The sequence below is a fragment of the Aquibium oceanicum genome (assembly GCF_001889605.1).
GTDB classification, from domain to species: domain Bacteria; phylum Pseudomonadota; class Alphaproteobacteria; order Rhizobiales; family Rhizobiaceae; genus Aquibium; species Aquibium oceanicum.
The window spans coordinates 2,129,682-2,150,873 of the sequence record NZ_CP018171.1; the positions used below are offsets into that span (position 1 = coordinate 2,129,682).

A 21,192-nucleotide genomic window follows, 5' to 3' on the forward strand; every position below is an offset into this window, starting at 1 on the left:
ACGGCGGACCGGGCATTCTTTTGCCGGAGGCAACCGACGATGTTTTCCCGCCGCGAATTCCTGATGGCCACCGCCGCGCTCGCGGCGATAGCCGGGCCGGGCATAAATGGGCGCTGGACGCGCGCGGCGGCGCAGCAGCGGCTGAGCGAGGCCGACCTCCTGGACTTCGAGAGCTACGGCAACGTGACGCTGGTCCACCTGACCGACATCCACGCCCAGCTGGTGCCGGTCTATTTCCGCGAGCCGTCGATCAATCTCGGCGTCGGTCCGGTCGCCGGACTGCCGCCGCACGTGACGGGCGCCGATTTCCTGAAACTCTACGGAATAGAACCGGGCAGCCCCGCCGCCTACGCGCTGACCTCGGAAGACTACGTCGCGCTGGCCCGGACCTACGGCAAGATGGGCGGGCTCGACCGCATCGCGACGATCGTCAAACGCATCCGTTCCGAGCGCGGGGACAACACGCTTCTGTTGGATGGCGGCGACACGTGGCAGGGCAGCTACACCTCGCTCCAGACCGCCGGGCAGGACATGGTCGACGCCATGAACGCGCTGTCGCCGGACGCCATGACGGGCCACTGGGAATTCACCTACGGCGCTGACCGCGTCCAGGAGATCATCGACGGCCTGCCGTTCCCGTTCCTCGGCGGCAACATCTACGATGCGGAATGGAACGAGCCTGCCTTCGACGCCTACAAGATGTTCGAGCGGGGCGGGGCGAAGATCGCAGTGCTCGGCCAAGCCTTTCCCTATACGCCGATTGCCAACCCACGCTGGATGTTTCCCAACTGGTCGTTCGGCATTCGCGAGGAAGACATCGTCAAGAACGTCGAGGTGGCGCGCGAGGAGGGGGCCGACCTCGTGGTGTTGCTGTCGCACAACGGCTTCGACGTCGACCGCAAGCTGGCATCGCGGGTGCCCGGCATCGACGTCATCCTGACCGGCCACACGCACGACGCGCTGCCGGAACCGGTGGTCGTCGGCAAGACGCTGCTGATCGCGTCCGGTTCGCACGGCAAGTTCGTCACGCGGCTGGATCTGGAGGTCACAGGCGGCGAGATGAAGGGGTTTCGCCATCGGCTGATCCCCGTCTTCTCCGACGTGATTGCGCCGGATGCCGACATGACGCGGCTGGTGACGGACCTGCGAGCGCCCTTCGAGGCGGAATTGAAGCGGGAACTGGCGACGACCGAGACGCTGCTCTACCGGCGCGGCAATTTCAACGGCACGTTCGACGACATGATCTGCCAGGCGCTGCTCGACGTGCGAGAGGCCGACATCGCGCTGTCGCCCGGGTTCAGGTGGGGGACGTCGGTCCTGCCGGGCCAGACGATCACGGTCGAGGACCTCTACAACGCATGCGGCATGACCTATCCGGAAGCCTATCGCTCCATGATGACCGGGCAGATGCTGAAGGACATCCTGGAGGACGTCGCCGACAACCTCTTCAATCCCGATCCCTACTACCAGCAGGGCGGAGACATGGTGCGCGTCGGCGGCATGGGATACGCCATCGACCCTTACGCGGCGATGGGCAGCCGCATCTCGTCGATGACGATGCTGAAGACGGGCGAGGCGGTCTACCCGGCGAAGGAATACGCCGTGGCCGGTTGGGCTTCGATCAACGAGGCCACCGAGGGACCGCCGATCTGGGACGTCGTCGAGGCGTGGCTGGCGGCCAATCCCGTCGTTTCCCTGCCGGAAAACAGGTCGGTCACGATCATCGACTGAAAGCGCGAAGGCGCGGTCGATTCCGGTTCGACAAAGCCGGATCGGCATGATACATAGAAATAATCGAATGTATCTATGCATCCGCTGTCCGGGAGGAGCCGATGGCGAAAAGCGATGATCCGGCGCGCAAGTCGACGCGCCGAAGTTTCCTGAAGGCGGGACTGGGCGGAGGGGCTGCCCTCGCAGCGGCCGGCGTCTCGGGCGGAGCCCGGGCGGCCGGCGACCCGCTGATTACCGAAGTCCAGGACTGGAACCGCTACTCGGGTGACGGGGTCGACAGCCGCCCCTACGGACGCCCCTCGGACTTCGAGAGCCAGGTCGTGCGGCGCAACGTTGCCTGGCTCACGGCCGACCCGATCTCGTCGGTCAATTTCACGCCCCTGCACGAGCTCGACGGCATCATCACGCCGAACGGGCTCTGCTTCGAGCGCCATCATTCCGGCATCGCCGAGATCGCCCCGCAGGATCACCGGATCATGGTGCATGGCCTGGTCGACACGCCGTTGGTCTTCACCATGGCCGACCTGATGCGGTTTCCGCGCGAGAACAGGATCTACTTCCTCGAATGCGCCGCCAATTCCGGCATGGAATGGCGCGGGGCGCAGCTCAACGGCTGCCAGTTCACGCACGGCATGCTCCACTGCGTCATGTACACCGGGGTGCGGCTGCGCCACCTGCTCGAGGAGGCGGGGCTCAAGGCGAATGGGACATGGCTCCTCGCCGAAGGCGCCGACGCGTCGGGCATGGCGCGCTCGATCCCCATGGAAAAGGCGCTCGACGACTGTCTGGTCGCGTTCCGCCAGAACGGCGAGGCGCTGCGGCCGGAGCAGGGCTATCCGGTGCGGCTCGTCGTTCCCGGCTGGGAAGGCAACATGTGGGTGAAATGGCTGCGCCGGCTGGAAGTTGGCGACCAGCCCTGGGAACTGCGCGAGGAGACGTCGAAATACACCGATCTCATGGCCAACGGAAAGGCCCGACGCCACACCTTCGCGATGGACGTGAAGTCGGTGATCACAAGCCCGAGCCCGCAGGCGCCGCTGATGCACGAGCGGGGCCGCACTGTTGTGACCGGGCTGGCATGGTCGGGACACGGCACGATCGAAAGGGTCGACGTGACGATCGACGGCGGCCGTAACTGGCACACGGCGCGGCTCGACGGACCCAGCCTGCCGATGGCGCTGCACCGCTTCTATTTCGACTTCGACTGGGACGGCTCGGAACTGTTCCTGCAGTCGCGCGCGATCGACGAGCGGGGCCTGGTGCAGCCGACCAAGGACGCGCTGCGGGCGGTGCGCGGCGAGAACTCGATCTATCACAACAACGGCATCCAGACCTGGCATGTCGGCAAGGACGGGACCGTGGAGAATGTCGAGATATCGTGACGCGGCAATCGCGGCGGCGGCCATCCTGGCGGCGGTGATTATCGCCCCCGCACAGGCACAGGACGCGGCTGCCGGAGAGAAGGTGTTCAACAGGTGCAAGGCGTGCCACGCGGTGGGCGAGGGCGCCAAGCACAAGGTCGGCCCGCACCTGAACGACGTGTTCGGCCGCACCGCCGGAACCGCCGAGGGCTACAAATACTCCAAGTCGATGGTCGAAGCGGGCGCCGGCGGCCTCGCGTGGAGCCACGAGACGCTCTCCGAGTACCTCGCGAGCCCCCGCAGCTACGTGAAGGGCACCAAGATGGCCTTCGCGGGACTGAAGAAAGACGAGGAGATCGCCGACGTCATCGCCTATCTGGAAACCTTCTCGAAGCCCGAGGAAGAAGCCGGGGACGCGCAATCGCCGCCTGCGGCGCAGCAGGAGGCCAAGGCGGAGCCCGAAGCCGCCGCCGCGGCGGAGATGCCGGAGAGCATGGCCGGCGCCGAGCGCGCGGGAGCGGTCTTCGGGCTCGGGCGCGCCGCCACGGCCGACGAGATCGCCGCGTGGAACATCGACGTGCGCCCCGACGGCGAGGGCTTGCCCGAGGGACGCGGCACGGTGATGCAGGGCGAGGGGATCTATACGGAACGCTGCGCCGCCTGCCACGGCGACTTCGGCGAGGGTATCGGCCGCTGGCCGGTGCTGGCGGGCGGACACGATACGCTGAAGGCCGATCGCCCGGAAAAGACGATCGGCTCCTACTGGCCCTATCTCTCGACCGTCTACGACTACGTCAACCGCGCCATGCCCTTCGGCGATGCGCGCGGGCTGGAGAGCGATGAACTCTACGCGCTGACGGCCTATCTGCTCTTCCTGAACGACGTGGTGACGGACGAGGATTTCGAGCTGTCGAAGGAAAATTTCGCCACGGTGAAGTTACCGAACGAAGCCAACTTCTTCGAGGATGACCGGTTGTCCGAACCGCATTATGCCGACAGGACGCACCCCTGCATGACCGATTGCCGGCCGGGATTGCCGACCATCACGATGCATGCGGCAGTTCTCGACGTGACGCCGGAGAGCGAAGAAGGGAACGGCGGGATCGACTGAGAAGGTTATTCGGCAGCGACGGGGGAAGCCCCGATCGACGATGGCGCCAGTTTGCGGCCGTCGATCACCCGGTCGGCAATGGCAGCGCTGACGATCATCGATGCGAGGCCCAGAAGCGACGTGACGGCCAGCACCGATCCGCCGGTGAAGCCGGCTCCGATGGTGCAGCCGACGGCAAGAATGCCGCCGAAGCCCATCAGCGCGGCGCCGAGCGCGTAGCGCAGTACCGAAGGCGTGCCGGGCTCCGAGAAGGTGGCGATGCGGAACTGCCGGAACGCCACCGCGGCAATGAAGGCGCCGGCGAGGATGCCGACAAGGAGGCCCTGGTCGAGCCCGGCCGCGCCAGCCGTTCCCGTGCCGAGGCCGATGGTGGTGGCAAGCGGGCGGACGTAGGAAAGGCTCTCGGCCTGGATCGGCTCGAAGACCTGCAGCGACAATTGCCAGGTGAAGTACCAGCCGCCGACGATGGTGAGGCCGACGATCACGCCGCCCGTGAAGCGGGCAGGGGAAAGTCGGGTGGAAATCGCCAGCGCGAGCGCTGCGACCGCGAGAACGACGCCGATCGCCACGCCACCGAAGTGGTCTAGCCCTGCATGGGCGAGCAGATCGTTGCCTCCGATCGCAGCCGAGTTCCACAGGCCGCCGATCGCATCGCGGGCGGGGACGAGGAAGCCATCATAGGTGGCGAGCGCGAAGACCGCGAGGATCGCCAGCGTGAACAGCGCGCGCAGATTGCCCGAGGCGCCGAGTACGAGAAGCCGCGACACACATCCGCGCGCGAGTACCATGCCGAGCCCGAACAAGGCACCGCCGATCAGCGCGCCCGACAGGCTCTGCGGTGTCGAGAAGAAGCGGGTCTCGGTAACCTCGAGCGATCCGGTGTAGAGGAGGAGCTGCACGCCCAAGACGGCGGCGGCGAACCCGGCGGCCCACGTGGCGAGCGCGGCGTTGCCTCGGCCGCGCACCAGATCGAGAACGGCGGTGCGGGTGCAGAAGGCCGTCCGCTGCGCGAAGAACCCGAACACGAGGCCGAGAACCACGCCGCCCGCGAGGGCCGCGCCGTTTTCACCGACAGCATCGATCAGCGGAACGAGATCCATGGTGTATGAACTCCAAAGAACACTCTGATACGCCGTCGCGGCGGTGCTTTCGCCGATCAGAGATGCGAAGGAGGAGCAGCCGGCGGAATTCTTTCCCTCGCAGAAGGCGTGGAGAAGAAAATCGTTCCGCGCGCCTCTCCGACCTCCGAAGCAGTGGAAGTTCGCCGGTGCATTGCCCGGCACCAAGTGCCGGATCACGCTTGTCGCGAGGTGCTGCTACCTGGGCATCTGGTAGGAAAGAAAAGTCCTTTCGCGGGCATCGAAGATCAGCCCGGTCTCGGTGAGCGACGGGCTCGCCAGCGGGACGATGTTGGCGGCGATCTCGGAGGGATGCGGCAGGGTCGCGGGGTTCTCGCCCGGCATCGCCTGCGCGCGCATCGCCGTTCGGGTAGCCCCCGGATTGACCGAGTTCACACGGAGCGGCGTGTTCTTCGTCTCGTCGGCCCAGGAGCGCGCGAGCGCCTCCACGGCGGCTTTCGATGCGGCATAGGGTCCCCAGTAGGCGCGTGCGTTGTGGGCGGCGCCCGACGACATGATGATGGCGCGGCCGGCATCCGAGTTGCGCAGCAGCGGATCGACGGAGCGGATCAGACGCCAGACGCCGGTGACATTGACCGCCATCACCTTCTCGAAGACCTTCGCCTCGATATGCGCGAGCGGCCCGATGACGCCCAGCACGCCGGCATTGGCGACCAGGATGTCGAGCTTGCCCCAGCGCTCGTGAATGGCGCTGCCGAGGCGATCGATGCCCGGCATGTCGGTCAGGTCGAGCGGCACCAGCGTCGCCTCGCCCTTGCCCGAGCGGGCATGCTCGGCCTTGATCTCGTCGTCGAGTTCTTCCAGCCCGCCGACAGTGCGCGCGACCGCGATCACTTGCGCGCCCGCAGCCGCCATGTGCTTGGCGATGAAGTAGCCGATGCCGCGCGAGGCGCCGGTGACGAGGGCGGTGCGGCCGGTAAGGTCGGGATGCGCGTTCATGCGGGAGGTATCTCCAGAGAATATCGAGACCGGCTCTTAGAATGAATGTCTCGCGAACGAAACCCGGCGGCTTGCGGCGTCGGACGCGTTGGCTTATTTCCACACAGCGGGGACGGCCCTGCATCTGCGACAATCACTGATGGGGACGGCCTCATCGCCTGCAAGGGGGATGACGATGTCCTGGCTCATACTGTTTGCCGCTGGACTGTTCGAGATCGGCTGGGCGGTCGGCTTGAAATACACCGAAGGGTTCACGCGGCTGTGGCCCACTCTCGCCACCATCGTTTCCATGACGGTGAGCCTCGCCCTTCTCGGTCTCGCCCTCCGGACGCTGCCGCTCGGCACCGCCTATGCGGTGTGGACCGGCATCGGCACGATCGGCACAGTGGTTCTCGGCATCCTTCTCTTCGGCGAGTCCTCGGACGCGATCCGGCTCGCCTGCATCTGTCTCATTGTCGCCGGCATCGTCGGCCTGAAGCTGGTCACGCCGTAGGGCGAACCCTATCACTGCCCTCCCGCCGCCAGCAGCGACAGCGAGCGCACGTTGTCGGCGCCTTCGAAATCGAGCAGTCGCGTAGGGTACTCACCGCTGAAGCAGGCGTCGCAGAACTGCGGCGACTCCCCGTTGCGCGCGGTCTCGCCGACGGCGCGGTAGAGGCCGTCGATGGACAGGAAACCCAGCGAATCGACGCGGATGAAATCCGCCATCTCCTCGACCGACATGCGCGAGGCGAGAAGCTTGGCCTTCTCGGGCGTGTCGACGCCGTAGAAGCAGGAGGCGCGGGTAGGCGGCGATGCAATGCGCATGTGCACTTCCTTCGCGCCCGCCTCGCGCACCATCTGCACGATCTTCTGGCTGGTGGTGCCGCGCACGATGGAATCGTCGACCAGCACCACGCGCTTCCCTTCGATCATCCGGCGATTGGCGTTGTGCTTCAGTTTCACGCCCATGTGGCGGATCGAATCGCCCGGCGAAATGAAGGTTCGGCCGACATAGTGGTTGCGGATGATGCCGAGTTCGAAGGGAAGCCCCGCTTCCTGAGAAAAGCCGATGGCCGCAGGCGTTCCCGAATCGGGGACGGGAACGACGATGTCCGCCTCCACCGGGCTTTCGCGCGCCAGTTCGATTCCGATCTTCTTGCGCACGTCATAGACGTTGCGGCCTTCCACGGACGAATCCGGTCGGGCGAAATAGACGTACTCGAAGATGCAGAAGCGGGATTTCGCCGGCTCGAAAGGAAAATGGCTCTCGATTCCGTTGGTGGTGACCACCACCATCTCGCCCGGCTTGAGGTCGCGCACGAAGCGCGCGCCGATGATGTCCAGCGCGCAGGTTTCCGAGGCGAGGATCCAGGCGCCGTCGAGGTCGCCGAGCACCAGCGGGCGGATGCCGAGCGGATCGCGGCAGCCGATCATCTTCTTGGAGGTCAGCGCCACCAGCGAGAAGGCGCCCTCGATCTGCCGCACCGCCTCGATGAAGCGGGCATTGGTGTCGCGCTGCTTGCTGGTCGCCACCAGGTGAAGGATCGTCTCGGTGTCCGAGGTAGACGAGAAGATCGAACCCTGCTTCTGCAGGGCGCGCTGGACGGTCATCGCGTTGGTGATGTTGCCATTGTGGGCGATGGCCAGGCCCCCGTCGGCAAGCTCGGCGAAGAAGGGCTGGACGTTGCGCAGGCCTGCGCCGCCGGTCGTCGCGTAGCGCGTATGGCCTATGGAGCGCGTGCCCTGCAGCCGGTCGATCACCGACTGCTTGGTGAAGGTGTCGCCGATCAGGCCGACATGGCGCTCGACGTGGAACTGCGAGCCGTCATAGGAGACGATGCCGGCCGCTTCCTGCCCGCGATGCTGGAGCGCGTGCAGGCCAAGGGTGACGATCGCAGCCGCGTCCTGCCGCCCGAAGATGCCGAACACACCGCACTCGTCGTGGAAGTGGTCGTCGGCCTCACCGGCGCACGTGTCCCGTTCGTGGTGCGTGTCGATCGCTGCGTCTGCCATTGCAAGCCGCCTTTGCGCTCTTCGGCGCCGTTGTTCCGCCTACCCGCGGGCGACGGATCAGTTGTTCGTCTCGGCCTCGTCGCCTTCGGTCAGGCGCTTGATGATCGAGTTCTCCGGATCGTCCGGAAGCACTTCCTGCAACTTCGCGCCGATGCCTTCGAGCAGGGGCAACGACTTCGCCTCGGCCACCCATTCCGGCTTGTTGTCGCCTACCAGCCAGTTGAAGAACATCAGAGCCACGGCGATCACGAGGATCCCGCGCGCCGCGCCGTAGACGAAACCGAGCGTCCGATCGAGCGCGCCGACCCGCGAATCGATGATGAAGTCGGCCAGCTTCATCGTGATCACCGTCACCACGATCAGCGCGAGCAGGAAGACGATGGCCGCTGAGGCGGCAAGCGCGATCTTGTCGTTGTCTATGTAGGGCGCGACGTAGGGGAGCACAAAGGGGTAGAGGAAAAAGGCCGCCGCCGCGGCCGCCGCCCACGAGGCGATGGAGAGAAGTTCGCGCGAGAGGCCGCGGACCATCGCCAGGATCGCGGAAACAAGCGCAAAGCCGACGAGTATTCCGTCAAGCAGCGTAATCGGCATCGTCGCCCACTCCAATCCGTCAGTCCGCCTCGTGACCGCGCTTCGTTCCCGCGATCCGGGCAACGAGGTCGGCCAGCGCATCCGGCTGGAACGATCGCGTCGCGATCGATCCTGCCACGTCCCCGCTGCCGGCGGGCAGGACCGCCTGCCCGAAACCGAGTTTTTCCGCCTCTTTCAGCCGCTGCTGCGCATGCGCGACAGGCCTGACGGCGCCGGAAAGGCTGATTTCGCCGAAATAGACACAATCGGCGGGCAGGGCAAGTCCGGTGAGCGACGAAACCAGTGCGGCAGCGACGGCGAGATCGGCGGCCGGCTCCGAGATGCGGTAGCCGCCCGCGACGTTGAGGTAGACGTCGTTCTGCGCGAATCGGACGCCGCAATGCGCCTCGAGCACCGCGAGGATCATCGACAGACGCGCCGAATCCCAGCCGACCACCGCCCGGCGCGGCGTTCCGAGCGGCGAGGGGGCGACCAATGCCTGGATCTCGACGAGCACCGGGCGCGTGCCCTCCATGCCGGCGAAGACGGCGGCACCCGGCGCCTTGGCGTGGCGCTCGCCGAGGAAAAGCTCAGAGGGATTGGCGACCTCGCGCAGTCCCTTGTCGGACATCTCGAAGACGCCGATCTCATCAGTGGGACCGAAGCGGTTCTTCACCGTGCGCAGGATGCGATAATGATGTCCGCCTTCGCCTTCGAAGTAGAGCACGGCGTCGACCATGTGCTCGACCACGCGCGGGCCGGCGATCTGGCCTTCCTTGGTCACATGGCCGACCAGAACGATCGCCGCCCCGGTCGATTTGGCATAGCGGATCATCGCCTGTGCCGAGGCGCGGACCTGCGTGACGGTGCCGGGCGCCGAATCAGCGAGGTCCGTCCACAGGGTCTGGATCGAATCGAGGATCAGGAGGTCCGGCCGCCGTCCCTCCGCGATAGTCGCCAGGATGTCCTCGACGTTGGTCTCCGCTGCGAGTTCGACCGGCGTGTCGGCCGCGCCGAGACGCTGGGCGCGCAGCCTGATCTGCGCCACCGCCTCCTCGCCGGAGACGTAGACGACCCGGTGCCCCTTGCGCGCGAGCGCTGCGGCGGCCTGAGTGAGCAGCGTGGATTTGCCGATGCCCGGATCACCGCCGACGAGCAGGGCGGAGCCGCGCACGAAGCCGCCGCCGGTGGCGCGGTCGAGCTCGCCGATGCCGCTGGCAATACGCGGCGCGTCCTCGATCTCGCCGGACAGGGAGGTCAGCGTCACCGCACGGCCCTTGCGGGCGTTGCGCATGGAAGCCGGCCCTGAGCCGATGCCGCCGGCCGTGCCTTCCTCGACGAGCGTGTTCCACTCGCCGCAGCTGTCGCACTTGCCAGCCCAGCGGTTGTGCACCGAGCCGCAGTTCTGGCAGATGAACTGGACGCGCGACTTCGCCATTATCGGGCTGCTCCGACCATCATCACCGCGTATCGGCGCCGCTGATGTAGGCGCGGTGGTAGCGCTGGCCGATCCGGGTGAGGAGTTCGTAGGAGATCGTTCCCGCCGCGCGCGCGGCCTCGTCGAGCGGCAGGTTGGGCCCGAAGAGTTCGATGTGATCGCCCGTCGCGATGCCGTCCTCGCCGAGGTCGGTCACGTCGAACATGGTCAGGTCCATGGTCACGCGCCCGACGATCGGCACGCGGCGACCATGCACGAACCCGCTTCCGCCGGGAAAGAGCTGGCGGATCGGCACCCCGCTGCCAGACGCGGCGCGCGGGAAGCCGTCGGCATATCCGGCCGCGGCAACGGCGATGATGCTGTCGCGCTCGAGGACCGCCGTCGCGCCGTAGCTGATGGTCTCGCCGGCCCTGGCATAGCGGATCTGAACCACGCGGGCTTCCGCCGTCACCACGGTGCGCATGGTGACGCCAGGTGCGGGCGATCCGCCGTATACGGCGATGCCGGGGCGGCAGAGGCCGAAATGGTAATCGCGCCCTAGCAGCAGGCCTGAGGAATTGACGAGGCTCGCCTCCATATCCCCGAACGCACGCCGCACCTGCCGAAAAAGTTCGAGCTGCCTGCGGTTCTTGGGATCGTCGCGCCGGTCGGCGCAGGCGAGATGGCTCATCAGGAGCACCGGGTTGACCGTGCCGGTCAGCATGTTCTCGTCCGCGAAGGCAATCGCCTCGGCCGGCGTGATGCCGAGGCGGTTCATGCCGGTGTCGACATGGATGGCGCAGGGGTGCGCCGCACCCTGCCGCCCGCAGAATCGTTCCCAGATCGTCAGGTCGACGGCGGTGTTGATCACCGGGATCAGCTGCGACCCGGCGTATGCCTCGGCCGCCTCCGCTCCGAAGAGACCGTTGAGGACGAAGATGCGCGCTTGCGGCGCAGCGCGCCTGACTGCGAAGCCTTCTTCGGGCAGGGCGACGAAGAACGTATCGCATCCGACAGCCGCCAGCGCGGGGACGACCTCCGCGATGCCGATGCCATAGGCGTCCGCCTTGACGATTCCGGCGACGCGGGCCGGCGCGGCCACCTTTGCAAGCGCGCGAAAATTCGCCTGCAGCGAGCGCAGATCGATCGTCAGCCGGCCGCCGGCAAGGTGAGGTTTGGTCCCGGCCTCCCGGATGTGGAATTCCTCCTCCAAGCGACTACTCGAAGCGTTCCGGCAGATGACTTTCCTCGGCGAGGTCGGAGAACCGGGTGAACTGGCCTTCGAAGGCGAGATCGACCGTGCCGGTGGGGCCGTGGCGCTGCTTGGCGATGATGAGTTCGGCCTTGCCTTTCACGCGCTCGAACTTCTCCTGCCACTGCTGGTGTTCCATCGTGCCGGGCTCGGGCTCCTTGTTCTGCATGTAGTATTCGTCGCGATAGACGAAAAGCACGACGTCGGCGTCCTGCTCGATCGAGCCCGATTCGCGCAGGTCCGAAAGTTGTGGGCGCTTGTCGTCGCGGCTTTCGACCTGGCGCGAGAGCTGCGACAGCGCCACGATCGGCACCTGGAGTTCCTTGGCGAGCGCCTTGAGGCCAGTGGTGATTTCGGTGATTTCCTGTACGCGGTTCTGGTTCGATTTCGACGAGGAGCCCTGCATCAGCTGGACGTAGTCGATCACGATCACGTCGAGCCCACGCTGCCGCTTGAGCCGCCGCGCCCGGGCGGCAAGCTGGGCGATCGAGATGCCGCCCGTCTGATCGATGAAGAGCGGCGTCTTCTGCATCATCTGCGCGCAGGCGACGAGCTTTTCGAAATCGGCCTCGGAAATCTCGCCGCGGCGGATCTTCGAGGACGAGATCTCGGTCTGCTCCGAGATGATGCGGGTCGCGAGCTGTTCGGACGACATTTCCAGCGAGAAGAAGCCGACTACGCCGCCATTGGCCGCCTTGAAGGACCCGTCGGCCTGCTGCGCCGGCTGGTAGGCCGATGCGATGTTGAAGGCGATGTTGGTGGCGAGCGAGGTCTTGCCCATGGCGGGTCGGCCGGCGAGGATGACCAGATCCGACGGCTGCAGGCCTCCGAGCCTGCGGTCGATGTCGCGGAAGCCGGTGGAGATGCCCGAGAGATGGCCGTCGCGCATGTAAGCGGCGTTGGCCATGTCCACGGCGGTCTTGACCGCGTCGGTGAAGCTTTCGAAGCCGCCGTCATAGCGCCCGGTCTCCGCGAGTTCGAAGAGGCGCCTCTCTGCGTCTTCGATCTGGTCGGAGGGCGCCATGTCCACCGGCGCGTCGTAGGCGATGTTGACCATGTCCTCGCCGACGGTGATCAACGCGCGCCGCGTCGCGAGGTCGTAGATCGCCCGTCCGTAGTCGGATGCGTTGATGATCGTCACGGCTTCCGCCGCGAGCCGTGCGAGGTAGTGCGTGACGGTAATGTCGCCGACCTTCTCGTCGGCAGGCAGGAAGGTCTTCATCGTCACCGGATTGGCCATCTTGCCCATCCGGATCAGTTCGCCGGCGATCTCGTAGATCTTGCGGTGCAGCGGTTCGTAGAAATGGGGCGGCTTCAGGAAGTCCGAAACGCGATAAAACGCGTCATTGTTGACGAGGATGGCGCCCAGGAGCGCCTGCTCGGCCTCTATGTTGTTCGGCGCTTCGCGATAGAGCGGCGTTTCCGCCACCGCGAGTTTGCGGACTGCTTCTGCCATTTCTTTCCCGTCGATTCCCTGCCCGCCAACCCGGTATCAGATGTCGGCGAAGGATGGGGCGGGAAACCGCCTCACCGCCCGTGATTCACACTTCTCCACAGCCCCGGGATCGAAAATGCAAAAAAGCCGGTTGACGCGAATCGATCCTAGGGAAGGGGCATTGTAGCCCAGGTATTCACGCGAACAAAACGAGAAAATCGGAGCGGGAATCCGCTCCGATGTTTTGAGAAACGATGAGCAAAAGGGTTCCTCCTGCCGCCTCGTGCACCGCGGCGGGAAGGATGGGCTTCGATCGTCCTATTCGCCGGGTTCCGACATGCGCGTGTGCGTCGCCTTCTCTGGCAGGTGGCCCGGCTCGGCGACTCCGTGTTCGGCCAGGTCCCTTTCCGATTCCAGCATGTATTCGCGCGTCATCGGCAGGACCGAATTGCTGCGAGTAAGCTGGATCTGGAACACCATCATGTCCTGCCAGCGGAAGGCCGCTTCCGAACCGGCGAGATAGAATTCCCACATGCGGCAGAAGCGCTCGTCGTAGATCGACTTGATGCGATCGCGGTTCGCGAGGAAGCGCTGGCGCCAGTGCTTGAGCGTCTCGGCGTAGTGCAGCCGCAGGATCTCGATGTCGCCGCTCATCAGGCCGGCACGCTCGACCGACGGCAGCACCTCCGACAGCGCGGGGATGTATCCGCCGGGGAAGATATGCTTGCGAATGAAGGCGTTCGTGGCGGCCGGCGGGCCGAAACGGCCGATAGAATGCAGGAGCATCACGCCATCGGGCTTCAGCAGCGTGGCGCACTTGTCGAAGAAGGTGCGGTAGTGATTGACGCCGACATGCTCGAACATGCCGACCGACACGATGCGGTCGAATCGCTCCGATAGATCTCGGTAATCTCGCAGCTCGAAATGGACGTGCCGGTCGAGACCTTCGGCATGGGCGCGCTCGGTGGCGATCGCGTGCTGCTCCTCCGACAGGGTTACCCCGACGACGTCGACGTCGAAATTGCGGGCGAGATAGAGGCTGAGGCCCCCGAAGCCGCAGCCGATGTCGAGCACGGTCTGCCCCGGTTTGAGATCCAGCTTGGCAGCGATGTGGCGCTTCTTGGCGAGCTGCGCCTCTTCCAGCGTCACGTCCGGACCCTCGAAATAGGCGCAGGAATACTGCATGTCGTTGTCGAGGAAGAGGCGGTAGAGTTCCGGCGAAAGGTCGTAGTGCCGCGCCACGTTGCGCCTGGCGCGCACGGTGGTGTTGAGCTGCTGGAACCGGCGAAACGCGCTGCGTGCGCCTTCCAGCGCTCTCGTCCATGCCACGTCGAGTCCGCTCGGACCCATGTTCTGGTAGGCGATCCGCAGCATATCAATCAGATCGCCTTCGACCACGTCCAGTTCGCCATCCATGTATGTCTCGGGGACGGCAAGCATGGGATCGAATCCGATCGCGCGTTCGGCATGCTGGGTGCGAATGGCGATGGTGAGCCGCGGACCCGTTCCGTCTCCGAAGGTATGGGTCGAGCCGCCCGGATCGACGATGACGAGGTTTCCAGTGCGGACCAACCGCTCCAGGACATTGCGCAAGAGAATGTTCATCGAACACACACCCCTTACCGAACGTACTCCTCCCGCTCCGCCTACCGTTTGCTGGAGCGATGCCGAAACATGCATCCGCTCCACATGTTCCTTCAAGCAAAAAAATACCCGGGCGTTCCCGCCCGGGTATTGAGCCTGTTCGGGCAATCCGAATGGATCAGGCGTTTTCTTCTTCTTCTTCGAATCCCTCTTCGTTCGGATCGAAGTAGGCATCCGGACGCGCGTTCTCGTTGATGTCTTCGCCGTAGATCGCCTCGAGGGAATCCAGCTTCTCGCCGGCCGCCTGACGTTCCGCCTCGTCGGCCGAGCGCGCGACGTTGAGCGTGATGGTCACCTCGACCTCCGGATGGAGCGCGATGACGACGTTGGTGAGGCCGATCGACTTGATCGGGTTGTTGAGCTCGACCTGATTGCGGCCGACCGAGAAACCCTCGGCCGTCAGCAGTTCGGAGATGTCGCGCGGGGAGACCGAGCCGTAGAGCTGGCCGGTTTCACCGGCCGAACGCACGACCACGAACGACATGCCGTCGAGCTTCTCGGAAACCGCCTCGGCTTCCGACTTGCGCTCCAGGTTACGCGCTTCGAGCTGCGCGCGCTGGCCTTCGAACTTCTTCTTGTTGGCTTCGTTGGCGCGAAGCGCCTTGCCCTGCGGAAGCAGGAAATTGCGTGCGAACCCGTCCTTCACCTTGACGGTGTCGCCCATCTGGCCGAGGCGGGAAATGCGTTCGAGAAGAATGACTTCCATTGGTCTTGTCCTTTCACGGGCCGGGATGCGGCCAAATCGGTTCGGGACAGGTCAGGAAGCCGTGTCGGACGCGCAGTGCGTCGATGTCGCTGTCCTGCCTGCCGCGGCAGTTAGGGCGATACCGCCCAACTCGGGATTTTTCGAAAGCCGAGACCGCCGCACCCGAAGCGGCGGAAGGCCGGGCGGTCGAGCCGCCCGGCCGGCCGGATCACTTCACCACGTAGGGCAGCAGGCCGAGAAAGCGCGCGCGCTTGATCGCCTGGGCGAGTTCGCGCTGCTTCTTCTGGCTGACGGCGGTGATGCGGGAAGGAACGATCTTGCCGCGCTCGGAAATGTAGCGCTGCAGGAGACGGACGTCCTTGTAGTCGATCCGCGGCGCGTTGGCGCCGGAGAACGGGCAGGTCTTGCGGCGGCGATGGAAGGGCCGGCGCGTCGGGATCTGATTGATGTCGACCATTAGTGCGAAGCTCCCTCGGGCTGTTCACGGGGACGGCGCGGGCCACGATCGTCGCGGTCGCCGCCACGGTCACGATCGCCACCTCCGCGCGGGCCGCGATCACGGTCGCCGAAGCGCGGACGGTCACCGAAGCGGTCACCCCGGTCGCTGCGCTCTTCGCGCTTCTGCATCATCGCGGACGCGCCTTCCTCGTGCTTCTCGACGCGGATGGTCATGAAGCGCAGGACGTCTTCCGACAGGCCCATCTGACGCTCCATTTCCTGGATCGCCGCCGCCGGGGCGGTGATGTCCATGAGCGTGTAGTAGGCCTTGCGGTTCTTCTTGATGCGGTAGGTGAGGGACTTCAGTCCCCAGTTCTCGACCCGGCCGACACTGCCGCCATTCGCTTCGATGACACCCTTGTACTGTTCGACAAGGCCGTCGACCTGCTGCGAGGACAGATCCTGGCGGGCGAGAAACACATGTTCGTACAGAGCCATGAGCTTTCTTGCCTTTCTTCGTTTCGCTCGTCCGGTTCCCAACGGCTAAAGCCTCTGCGACAGCTCTTTCCGCGTTCGCGGAGAAGAAAGGCGCATTCGATGAGACGGTCGAGAGCGGAGACACGGGAGGCGGAAGGCTTGCACCTTCACACACGCGGATTTCCCAAATTAGAGCTGGAGAAACGCACGGGCCCTCCGTTCAGCCCCCAGTCGGGACCGGCAGAGTGGTCGCGCTTATACGGAAAACTCCGTGCTTTGCAAGGCCCGGATATCACATCGGGGTGAGGAACAAGACCGCGGTGTACACGGCATAGCCTGCGAGCATCAGCCCGCCCGCGGTCTTTCCGAGCCGATCCCCGGCGGTGAGCACGGCGGCAAAGCCGATGCTGATGGCCATCATCAGAGGCAGATCGAACCAGAGAAAACGGGTGGCAATCGGCAGCGGCGCGATGATGGCAGTCGCACCGAGGATGCCAAGCACGTTGAAGATGTTGGAGCCGACGACGTTTCCGAGCGCGACGCCCGGCCGTCCGCGCCAGGCGGCGACGATGGAGGTGGCGAGCTCCGGCAGGCTGGTGCCGATCGCGACGACGGTCAATCCCACGACAGCGTCGGATATGCCCGCCGCGCGCGCAATCGAACTCGCCCCGTCCACCAGCCAGTCCGCGCCGAGAACGAGCATGACGATGCCGCCGATCACAAGGGCGACGCTGCGCCAGAGCGGGTCCATCGCAGTCGTATCCGGACCGTCCGCCGAATCCGGCTTCGCGTTTGCGTGCCGTGCCGCCCGAAAATGTGCGTAGAGGTAGACTGCGAGCAGCGCGACGAGCAGCAGTCCGCCAAGCCGCGGGATCGCGCCCCATGCGGCGGCCGGCAGTATGAGGGCCGAAGAGGCGAGCATCACGCGCAGGTCGCGCTTCAGCTCGCCATCCGGCGCCACCATCGAGGCGATAAGCGCGGTAAAACCGCCGATGAGCAGGATGTTGGCGATGTTGGAACCGACGACGTTGCCGATGGCTATTTCCGGGCTGCCCTTCAGGGCCGCCTGGACCGACACGAGCAGTTCGGGCGTCGATGTCGCGAAGCCGACGATCGTCAGGCCAATGACGAGTTCGGAGACACCGAACCGGCGCGCGGCGGAAACGGCCCCGCGAACCAGGAACTCTCCGCCACCGAACAGCAGCCCCATCCCGAGTAGAACGAGTAGAAGGTCTGTCCAGAAGCCCATGAAATCCCAATGTTGCTAGTGGTTCGGCCAGCCCTACATGGGTCGCTCGCTACGAACCCGCAAGCCGCCGGATGTCATCTGGAAGGCGGATGCGCGACGCAAACGTCGATTTTCCGATTGCGGCCAGTGCCTCGGCGGGCAAGACTGGCCGCACCAAGAATGAGTGGAGTTTCCAGGACATGCCGATCATCAACCGTATCGCCGAGTTCCACAAGGACGTGACCGAGTGGCGCCGGGACATCCATGCCAACCCGGAACTGCAGTTCGACGTGCATCGTACCGCCGCGCTGGTGGCGGAAAAGCTCAAGGAATTCGGTGTCGACGAGATCGTCACGGGTATCGGACGCACCGGCGTGGTCGGTGTCATCAAGGGTCGCAAGAACGGCAGCGGCCGCACCATAGGCCTGCGCGCCGACATGGACGCGCTGCCGATCCAGGAAATCATCGACCGACCCTACAAGTCGAAGACGGACGGGGCGATGCATGCCTGCGGGCATGACGGCCATACGGCCATGCTGCTGGGCGCGGCACGCTACCTGGCGGAGACGCGCAATTTCGACGGTACGGCGGTGGTCATCTTCCAACCGGCGGAGGAGGGCGGCGGCGGCGGCCGCGAAATGGTCAATGAGGGCATGATGGACCGTTTCTCAATTGACGAGGTTTACGGCCTGCACAACGCGCCGGGCCTTCCGGCGGGCGCCTTCGCAATCCGCAGCGGGTCGATGATGGCGGCGGCCGACATGTTCGTCATCGACATCGAAGGCTTGGGCGGCCATGCCGCGCGCCCGCAGCGCTGTGTCGACACGACGCTGGTCGGCGCACACATCATGACGGCGCTGCAGTCGGTGGTGGCGCGCAACGTCGATCCGGTCGAGGCCGCGGTGGTTTCCGTCACCACCTTCAAGGCAGGCGACACCTTCAACGTCATCCCGCAGACCGCACAGCTCACCGGCACGGCGCGCACGCTGTCGGCTGAGGTCCGCGACCTGCTCGAGGAGCGCATGCGGGAGGTCGTGGAACATACCGCCCGAGCCTTCGGGGCAAAGGCGACGCTCGACTACCAGCGCAACTATCCGGTTCTCTCGAACCACGCGCAACAGGCCGAGTTCGCGGCCGGCGTCGCCCGGCAGGTCGCGGGTGACAGGGTGGACACCAACACGCCGCCTGTGATGGGCGGCGAGGACTTCGCGTTCATGCTGGAAGCCCGCCCGGGTGCCTTCATCTATCTCGGCCAGGGCGACGGACCCTACGTCCATCATCCCGCCTACGACTTCAACGACGAGATCATCCCCGTCGGCTGTTCCTACTGGGCGAAGCTGGTGGAAACGGCGCTGCCGGCGGGCTGAGACAGGACAGGACGATACGGAGGCGGTTCAGGCCGCCTTCGTGATGGTGAAGTCCACGTGGATGGCGTCGTAGGGAAAGACGATCTTGCCGTCGTCGGTCGGTTCCTGCCCTGGCCTTGACTTGTCGGCCTCTCCTGCCGCACAGGCTCACCGGAAAGAACGACGGGGAGATCGCCCGATGGGCATTGCATTCACCTTTCCAGGGCAGGGCAGCCAGTCCGTCGGGATGGGCCGGGACCTGGCCGAAGCCTTCCCCGAAGCGCGCCGCGTTTTCGAGGAAGTGGACGAGGCGTTGGGCGAGAAGCTCTCGTCCATTATCTGGGACGGGCCGGAAGAGATGCTGACCCTGACAGCCAATGCGCAGCCGGCGCTGATGGCGGTTTCCATGGCCGCCATCCGTGCCCTGGAGGCACGCGGATTTTCGCTGAAGGACAAGGTGTCCTACGTGGCCGGCCATTCGCTTGGCGAGTATTCGGCTTTGTGCGCGGCAGGCGTGTTTTCGCTCGCAGACACCGCGCGGCTCCTGCGCATCCGCGGCAATGCCATGCAGGCGGCGGTTCCGGCGGGCGAAGGGGCGATGGCGGCAATCATCGGTCTAGACCAGGAGAAGGTAGAGGACGCCTGCGCGAAGGCTTCCGGCGGCGCCTGCCAGATCGCCAACGACAATGGCGGCGGGCAGCTTGTGATTTCCGGTACGAAAGCCGCCGTCGAGGATGGTGCGCGGCTGTGCACGGAGATGGGCGCCAAGCGCGCGCTCATGCTTCCGGTCTCCGCGCCCTTCCATTCCGCGCTGATGCAGCCGGCGGCCGAAGCGATGCGCGAAGCGCTGTCGAAGGTGGTCGTGAACGCGCCGTCGGTGCCGGTCGTTGCCAATGTGACGGTCTCGCCGATCGCCGATCCCCACGAGATCCGGCGCCGCCTGGTCGAGCAGGTGACGGGGCGGGTTCGCTGGCGCGAAACGGTGGAGTGGCTGGCGGCGAACGGGGTGGCGACACTATATGAGGTCGGCGCCGGCAAAGTGCTGTGCGGTCTGGCCCGCCGCATCGACCGTAACCTGAACGCGGTGGCGGTCAATTCACCGGCCGATGTGGAAGCCGCACTCGCGACGCTCGGCTGAAGCCGAAGCGCCGAGTTCGGGAAGACCCGGGCGAAGGACCGAAGGAGAGGAAAATGTTTGATCTCAGTGGGCGCAAGGCCCTCGTCACCGGTGCCTCCGGCGGTATCGGCGAAGCGATTGCGAGGGCTCTCCATAAGCAGGGCGCGACGGTCGGCCTGCATGGAACGCGGCAGGAAAAGCTGGAATCGCTCGCCTCCGAATTCGGGGATCGGGTCAAGGTCTTCCCCGCCAATCTTTCCAGCCGCGACGAGGTGAAAGCGCTCGGGCAGAAGGCGGAGGCCGAGCTCGAAGGCGTCGACATCCTCGTCAACAATGCCGGCATTACCAAGGACGGACTGTTCGTGCGCATGTCCGACGCCGATTGGGATTCGGTGCTGGAGGTGAACCTGACATCGGTGTTTCGCCTGACACGCGAACTGACCCATCCGATGATGCGCCGCCGCTACGGCCGCATCATTAACATCACCTCGGTCGTCGGCGTCACCGGCAATCCGGGGCAGGCCAACTACTGCGCTTCCAAGGCCGGCATGATCGGGTTTTCCAAGTCGCTGGCGCAGGAGATCGCGCCGCGCAACGTGACGGTGAACTGCGTCGCACCCGGCTTCATCGAATCGGCGATGACCGAGAAGCTCAACGACAAGCAGAAGGACGCGATCCTGGGCATGATCCCCATGAAGCGGATGGGCGTGGGCGACGAGATCGCGTCGGCCGTGGTCTATCTGGCGTCCGCCGAGGCGGCATACATGACGGGCCAGACTCTCCACGTGAACGGCGGCATGGCGATGATCTGATGTCGCTCGTGGCGCCGGGGAGGAATACTGCTTTGCGGCACATGCCGGTTCGTGATATGCGGCGCGAGCCAGCGAGAGAGGCGGCCGTTGCCGCCCCTGCGGCAGGTTTCCAGCACCGAACCGTCCCGCCGGGAATGCGCCGTTGAAGGGCGAGAGCGGGGCCATCTTTCAGCTTGATTAGCGGTTGACCTGCCGCTAACGAAGACCAACTTGAACCGAAGTCGAGGGTTTTGAAATGAGCGATACTGCAGAACGCGTAAAGAAGATCGTTGTCGAGCATCTTGGCGTCGACGCGGACAAGGTGACCGAGCAGGCGAGCTTCATCGACGATCTGGGCGCCGACAGCCTCGACACCGTCGAACTCGTGATGGCCTTCGAGGAAGAGTTCGGCGTGGAAATCCCCGACGATGCGGCCGAAACCATCCTGACGGTCGGTGACGCCGTGAAGTTCATCGAGAAGGCTTCGGCCTGAAG

General features: G+C 65.4%; 20 protein-coding genes. 8 read left to right on the plus strand and 12 right to left on the minus strand.

Going from position 1 to position 21,192, the window contains the following annotated elements:
- The first annotated feature begins 39 nt into the window (after nucleotides 1–39).
- From soxB to BSQ44_RS10570, 3 genes are all read left to right on the plus strand, one after another.
- Complete coding sequence (gene soxB / locus BSQ44_RS10560) at nucleotides 40–1,731, plus strand: thiosulfohydrolase SoxB (RefSeq protein WP_072603844.1); 1,692 nt, start codon at nucleotides 40–42, stop codon at nucleotides 1,729–1,731.
- A 101-nt stretch (nucleotides 1,732–1,832) separates the two neighbouring features.
- On the plus strand, nucleotides 1,833–3,113 hold the full coding sequence (soxC, locus tag BSQ44_RS10565) for a sulfite dehydrogenase (RefSeq protein WP_072603846.1): 1,281 nt from the start codon (nucleotides 1,833–1,835) through the stop codon (nucleotides 3,111–3,113).
- Nucleotides 3,097–4,203 carry a c-type cytochrome gene (locus BSQ44_RS10570; RefSeq protein WP_072603849.1) on the plus strand — a complete coding sequence of 369 codons (1,107 nt, stop codon included), beginning with the start codon at nucleotides 3,097–3,099 and terminating at the stop codon, nucleotides 4,201–4,203. The genes soxC and BSQ44_RS10570 overlap by 17 nt, the downstream gene beginning before the upstream one ends.
- Nucleotides 4,204–4,208: 5 nt before the next feature.
- On the opposite strand, the gene BSQ44_RS10575 is transcribed toward BSQ44_RS10570, so the two are convergent.
- Both BSQ44_RS10575 and BSQ44_RS10580 read right to left on the minus strand, forming a co-directional pair.
- Nucleotides 4,209–5,303 carry a YeeE/YedE family protein gene (locus BSQ44_RS10575; protein ID WP_072607988.1) on the minus strand — a complete coding sequence of 365 codons (1,095 nt, stop codon included), beginning with the start codon at nucleotides 5,301–5,303 and terminating at the stop codon, nucleotides 4,209–4,211.
- Between the two features lie 216 nt (nucleotides 5,304–5,519).
- Entirely contained in the window at nucleotides 5,520–6,281 is a 762-nt protein-coding gene (locus tag BSQ44_RS10580) for an SDR family NAD(P)-dependent oxidoreductase (RefSeq protein ID WP_072603851.1), read from the minus strand.
- A gap of 175 nt (nucleotides 6,282–6,456) precedes the next feature.
- On the opposite strand from BSQ44_RS10580, the gene sugE reads away from it, so the two are divergent.
- A complete protein-coding gene (gene sugE, locus BSQ44_RS10585) occupies nucleotides 6,457–6,774 on the plus strand; it encodes a quaternary ammonium compound efflux SMR transporter SugE (RefSeq protein WP_072603853.1) in 318 nt (105 codons plus the stop codon).
- 11 nt (nucleotides 6,775–6,785) lie between these two features.
- On the opposite strand, the gene purF is transcribed toward sugE, so the two are convergent.
- From purF to BSQ44_RS10635, 10 genes are all read right to left on the minus strand, one after another.
- Nucleotides 6,786–8,276: an amidophosphoribosyltransferase gene (gene purF, locus BSQ44_RS10590; protein ID WP_072603855.1), complete on the minus strand. Its 1,491-nt coding sequence runs from the start codon at nucleotides 8,274–8,276 to the stop codon at nucleotides 6,786–6,788.
- A gap of 57 nt (nucleotides 8,277–8,333) precedes the next feature.
- On the minus strand, nucleotides 8,334–8,867 hold the full coding sequence (locus BSQ44_RS10595; protein WP_072603857.1) for a CvpA family protein: 534 nt from the start codon (nucleotides 8,865–8,867) through the stop codon (nucleotides 8,334–8,336).
- A 19-nt stretch (nucleotides 8,868–8,886) separates the two neighbouring features.
- Nucleotides 8,887–10,284 carry a DNA repair protein RadA gene (gene radA / locus BSQ44_RS10600; protein ID WP_072603860.1) on the minus strand — a complete coding sequence of 466 codons (1,398 nt, stop codon included), beginning with the start codon at nucleotides 10,282–10,284 and terminating at the stop codon, nucleotides 8,887–8,889.
- A 22-nt stretch (nucleotides 10,285–10,306) separates the two neighbouring features.
- Complete coding sequence (gene alr, locus BSQ44_RS10605) at nucleotides 10,307–11,476, minus strand: alanine racemase (protein ID WP_083534684.1); 1,170 nt, start codon at nucleotides 11,474–11,476, stop codon at nucleotides 10,307–10,309.
- Between the two features lie 4 nt (nucleotides 11,477–11,480).
- The gene (locus BSQ44_RS10610) at nucleotides 11,481–12,971 is read right to left on the minus strand and encodes a replicative DNA helicase (RefSeq protein WP_072603862.1); all 1,491 of its coding nucleotides are present in this window, start codon (nucleotides 12,969–12,971) and stop codon (nucleotides 11,481–11,483) included.
- 297 nt (nucleotides 12,972–13,268) lie between these two features.
- Nucleotides 13,269–14,555, minus strand: coding sequence for an SAM-dependent methyltransferase (locus tag BSQ44_RS10615; protein WP_072603864.1), 1,287 nt, complete (start codon nucleotides 14,553–14,555; stop codon nucleotides 13,269–13,271).
- Between the two features lie 157 nt (nucleotides 14,556–14,712).
- The gene (gene rplI / locus BSQ44_RS10620) at nucleotides 14,713–15,300 is read right to left on the minus strand and encodes a 50S ribosomal protein L9 (RefSeq protein ID WP_072603866.1); all 588 of its coding nucleotides are present in this window, start codon (nucleotides 15,298–15,300) and stop codon (nucleotides 14,713–14,715) included.
- 208 nt (nucleotides 15,301–15,508) lie between these two features.
- The gene (rpsR, locus tag BSQ44_RS10625) at nucleotides 15,509–15,757 is read right to left on the minus strand and encodes a 30S ribosomal protein S18 (RefSeq protein ID WP_072603868.1); all 249 of its coding nucleotides are present in this window, start codon (nucleotides 15,755–15,757) and stop codon (nucleotides 15,509–15,511) included.
- Nucleotides 15,757–16,236 carry a 30S ribosomal protein S6 gene (gene rpsF / locus BSQ44_RS10630; protein WP_072603870.1) on the minus strand — a complete coding sequence of 160 codons (480 nt, stop codon included), beginning with the start codon at nucleotides 16,234–16,236 and terminating at the stop codon, nucleotides 15,757–15,759. The genes rpsR and rpsF overlap by 1 nt, the downstream gene beginning before the upstream one ends.
- A gap of 271 nt (nucleotides 16,237–16,507) precedes the next feature.
- A complete protein-coding gene (locus tag BSQ44_RS10635; RefSeq protein ID WP_072603872.1) occupies nucleotides 16,508–17,464 on the minus strand; it encodes a calcium/sodium antiporter in 957 nt (318 codons plus the stop codon).
- A gap of 179 nt (nucleotides 17,465–17,643) precedes the next feature.
- Here BSQ44_RS10635 and BSQ44_RS10640 point away from each other — a divergent pair, with 179 nt between their 5' ends.
- From BSQ44_RS10640 to BSQ44_RS10655, 4 genes are all read left to right on the plus strand, one after another.
- Nucleotides 17,644–18,810, plus strand: coding sequence for a M20 aminoacylase family protein (locus BSQ44_RS10640; protein ID WP_072607990.1), 1,167 nt, complete (start codon nucleotides 17,644–17,646; stop codon nucleotides 18,808–18,810).
- A gap of 178 nt (nucleotides 18,811–18,988) precedes the next feature.
- The gene (gene fabD / locus BSQ44_RS10645; protein ID WP_072603874.1) at nucleotides 18,989–19,927 is read left to right on the plus strand and encodes an ACP S-malonyltransferase; all 939 of its coding nucleotides are present in this window, start codon (nucleotides 18,989–18,991) and stop codon (nucleotides 19,925–19,927) included.
- Nucleotides 19,928–19,980: 53 nt separating this feature from the next.
- The gene (gene fabG / locus BSQ44_RS10650) at nucleotides 19,981–20,718 is read left to right on the plus strand and encodes a 3-oxoacyl-[acyl-carrier-protein] reductase (RefSeq protein ID WP_072603876.1); all 738 of its coding nucleotides are present in this window, start codon (nucleotides 19,981–19,983) and stop codon (nucleotides 20,716–20,718) included.
- 235 nt (nucleotides 20,719–20,953) lie between these two features.
- Nucleotides 20,954–21,190 (plus strand): acyl carrier protein, encoded by a 237-nt coding sequence (locus BSQ44_RS10655; RefSeq protein ID WP_072603879.1) that lies wholly within the window; start codon nucleotides 20,954–20,956, stop codon nucleotides 21,188–21,190.
- Nucleotides 21,191–21,192 lie beyond the last annotated feature (2 nt).

Excerpts from the sequence above, each read along its gene's own strand:
- soxB (WP_072603844.1), top strand. The coding sequence starts at position 40 with ATGTTTTCCCGCCGCGAATTCCTGATGGCCACCGCCGCGCTCGCGGCG.
- soxC (WP_072603846.1), top strand. The coding sequence starts at position 1,833 with ATGGCGAAAAGCGATGATCCGGCGCGCAAGTCGACGCGCCGAAGTTTC.
- BSQ44_RS10570 (WP_072603849.1), top strand. The coding sequence starts at position 3,097 with ATGTCGAGATATCGTGACGCGGCAATCGCGGCGGCGGCCATCCTGGCG.
- BSQ44_RS10575 (WP_072607988.1), bottom strand. The coding sequence starts at position 5,303 with ATGGATCTCGTTCCGCTGATCGATGCTGTCGGTGAAAACGGCGCGGCC.
- BSQ44_RS10580 (WP_072603851.1), bottom strand. The coding sequence starts at position 6,281 with ATGAACGCGCATCCCGACCTTACCGGCCGCACCGCCCTCGTCACCGGC.
- sugE (WP_072603853.1), top strand. The coding sequence starts at position 6,457 with ATGTCCTGGCTCATACTGTTTGCCGCTGGACTGTTCGAGATCGGCTGG.
- purF (WP_072603855.1), bottom strand. The coding sequence starts at position 8,276 with ATGGCAGACGCAGCGATCGACACGCACCACGAACGGGACACGTGCGCC.
- BSQ44_RS10595 (WP_072603857.1), bottom strand. The coding sequence starts at position 8,867 with ATGCCGATTACGCTGCTTGACGGAATACTCGTCGGCTTTGCGCTTGTT.
- radA (WP_072603860.1), bottom strand. The coding sequence starts at position 10,284 with ATGGCGAAGTCGCGCGTCCAGTTCATCTGCCAGAACTGCGGCTCGGTG.
- BSQ44_RS10610 (WP_072603862.1), bottom strand. The coding sequence starts at position 12,971 with ATGGCAGAAGCAGTCCGCAAACTCGCGGTGGCGGAAACGCCGCTCTAT.
- BSQ44_RS10615 (WP_072603864.1), bottom strand. The coding sequence starts at position 14,555 with ATGAACATTCTCTTGCGCAATGTCCTGGAGCGGTTGGTCCGCACTGGA.
- rplI (WP_072603866.1), bottom strand. The coding sequence starts at position 15,300 with ATGGAAGTCATTCTTCTCGAACGCATTTCCCGCCTCGGCCAGATGGGC.
- rpsR (WP_072603868.1), bottom strand. The coding sequence starts at position 15,757 with ATGGTCGACATCAATCAGATCCCGACGCGCCGGCCCTTCCATCGCCGC.
- rpsF (WP_072603870.1), bottom strand. The coding sequence starts at position 16,236 with ATGGCTCTGTACGAACATGTGTTTCTCGCCCGCCAGGATCTGTCCTCG.
- BSQ44_RS10635 (WP_072603872.1), bottom strand. The coding sequence starts at position 17,464 with ATGGGCTTCTGGACAGACCTTCTACTCGTTCTACTCGGGATGGGGCTG.
- BSQ44_RS10640 (WP_072607990.1), top strand. The coding sequence starts at position 17,644 with ATGCCGATCATCAACCGTATCGCCGAGTTCCACAAGGACGTGACCGAG.
- fabD (WP_072603874.1), top strand. The coding sequence starts at position 18,989 with ATGGGCATTGCATTCACCTTTCCAGGGCAGGGCAGCCAGTCCGTCGGG.
- fabG (WP_072603876.1), top strand. The coding sequence starts at position 19,981 with ATGTTTGATCTCAGTGGGCGCAAGGCCCTCGTCACCGGTGCCTCCGGC.
- BSQ44_RS10655 (WP_072603879.1), top strand. The coding sequence starts at position 20,954 with ATGAGCGATACTGCAGAACGCGTAAAGAAGATCGTTGTCGAGCATCTT.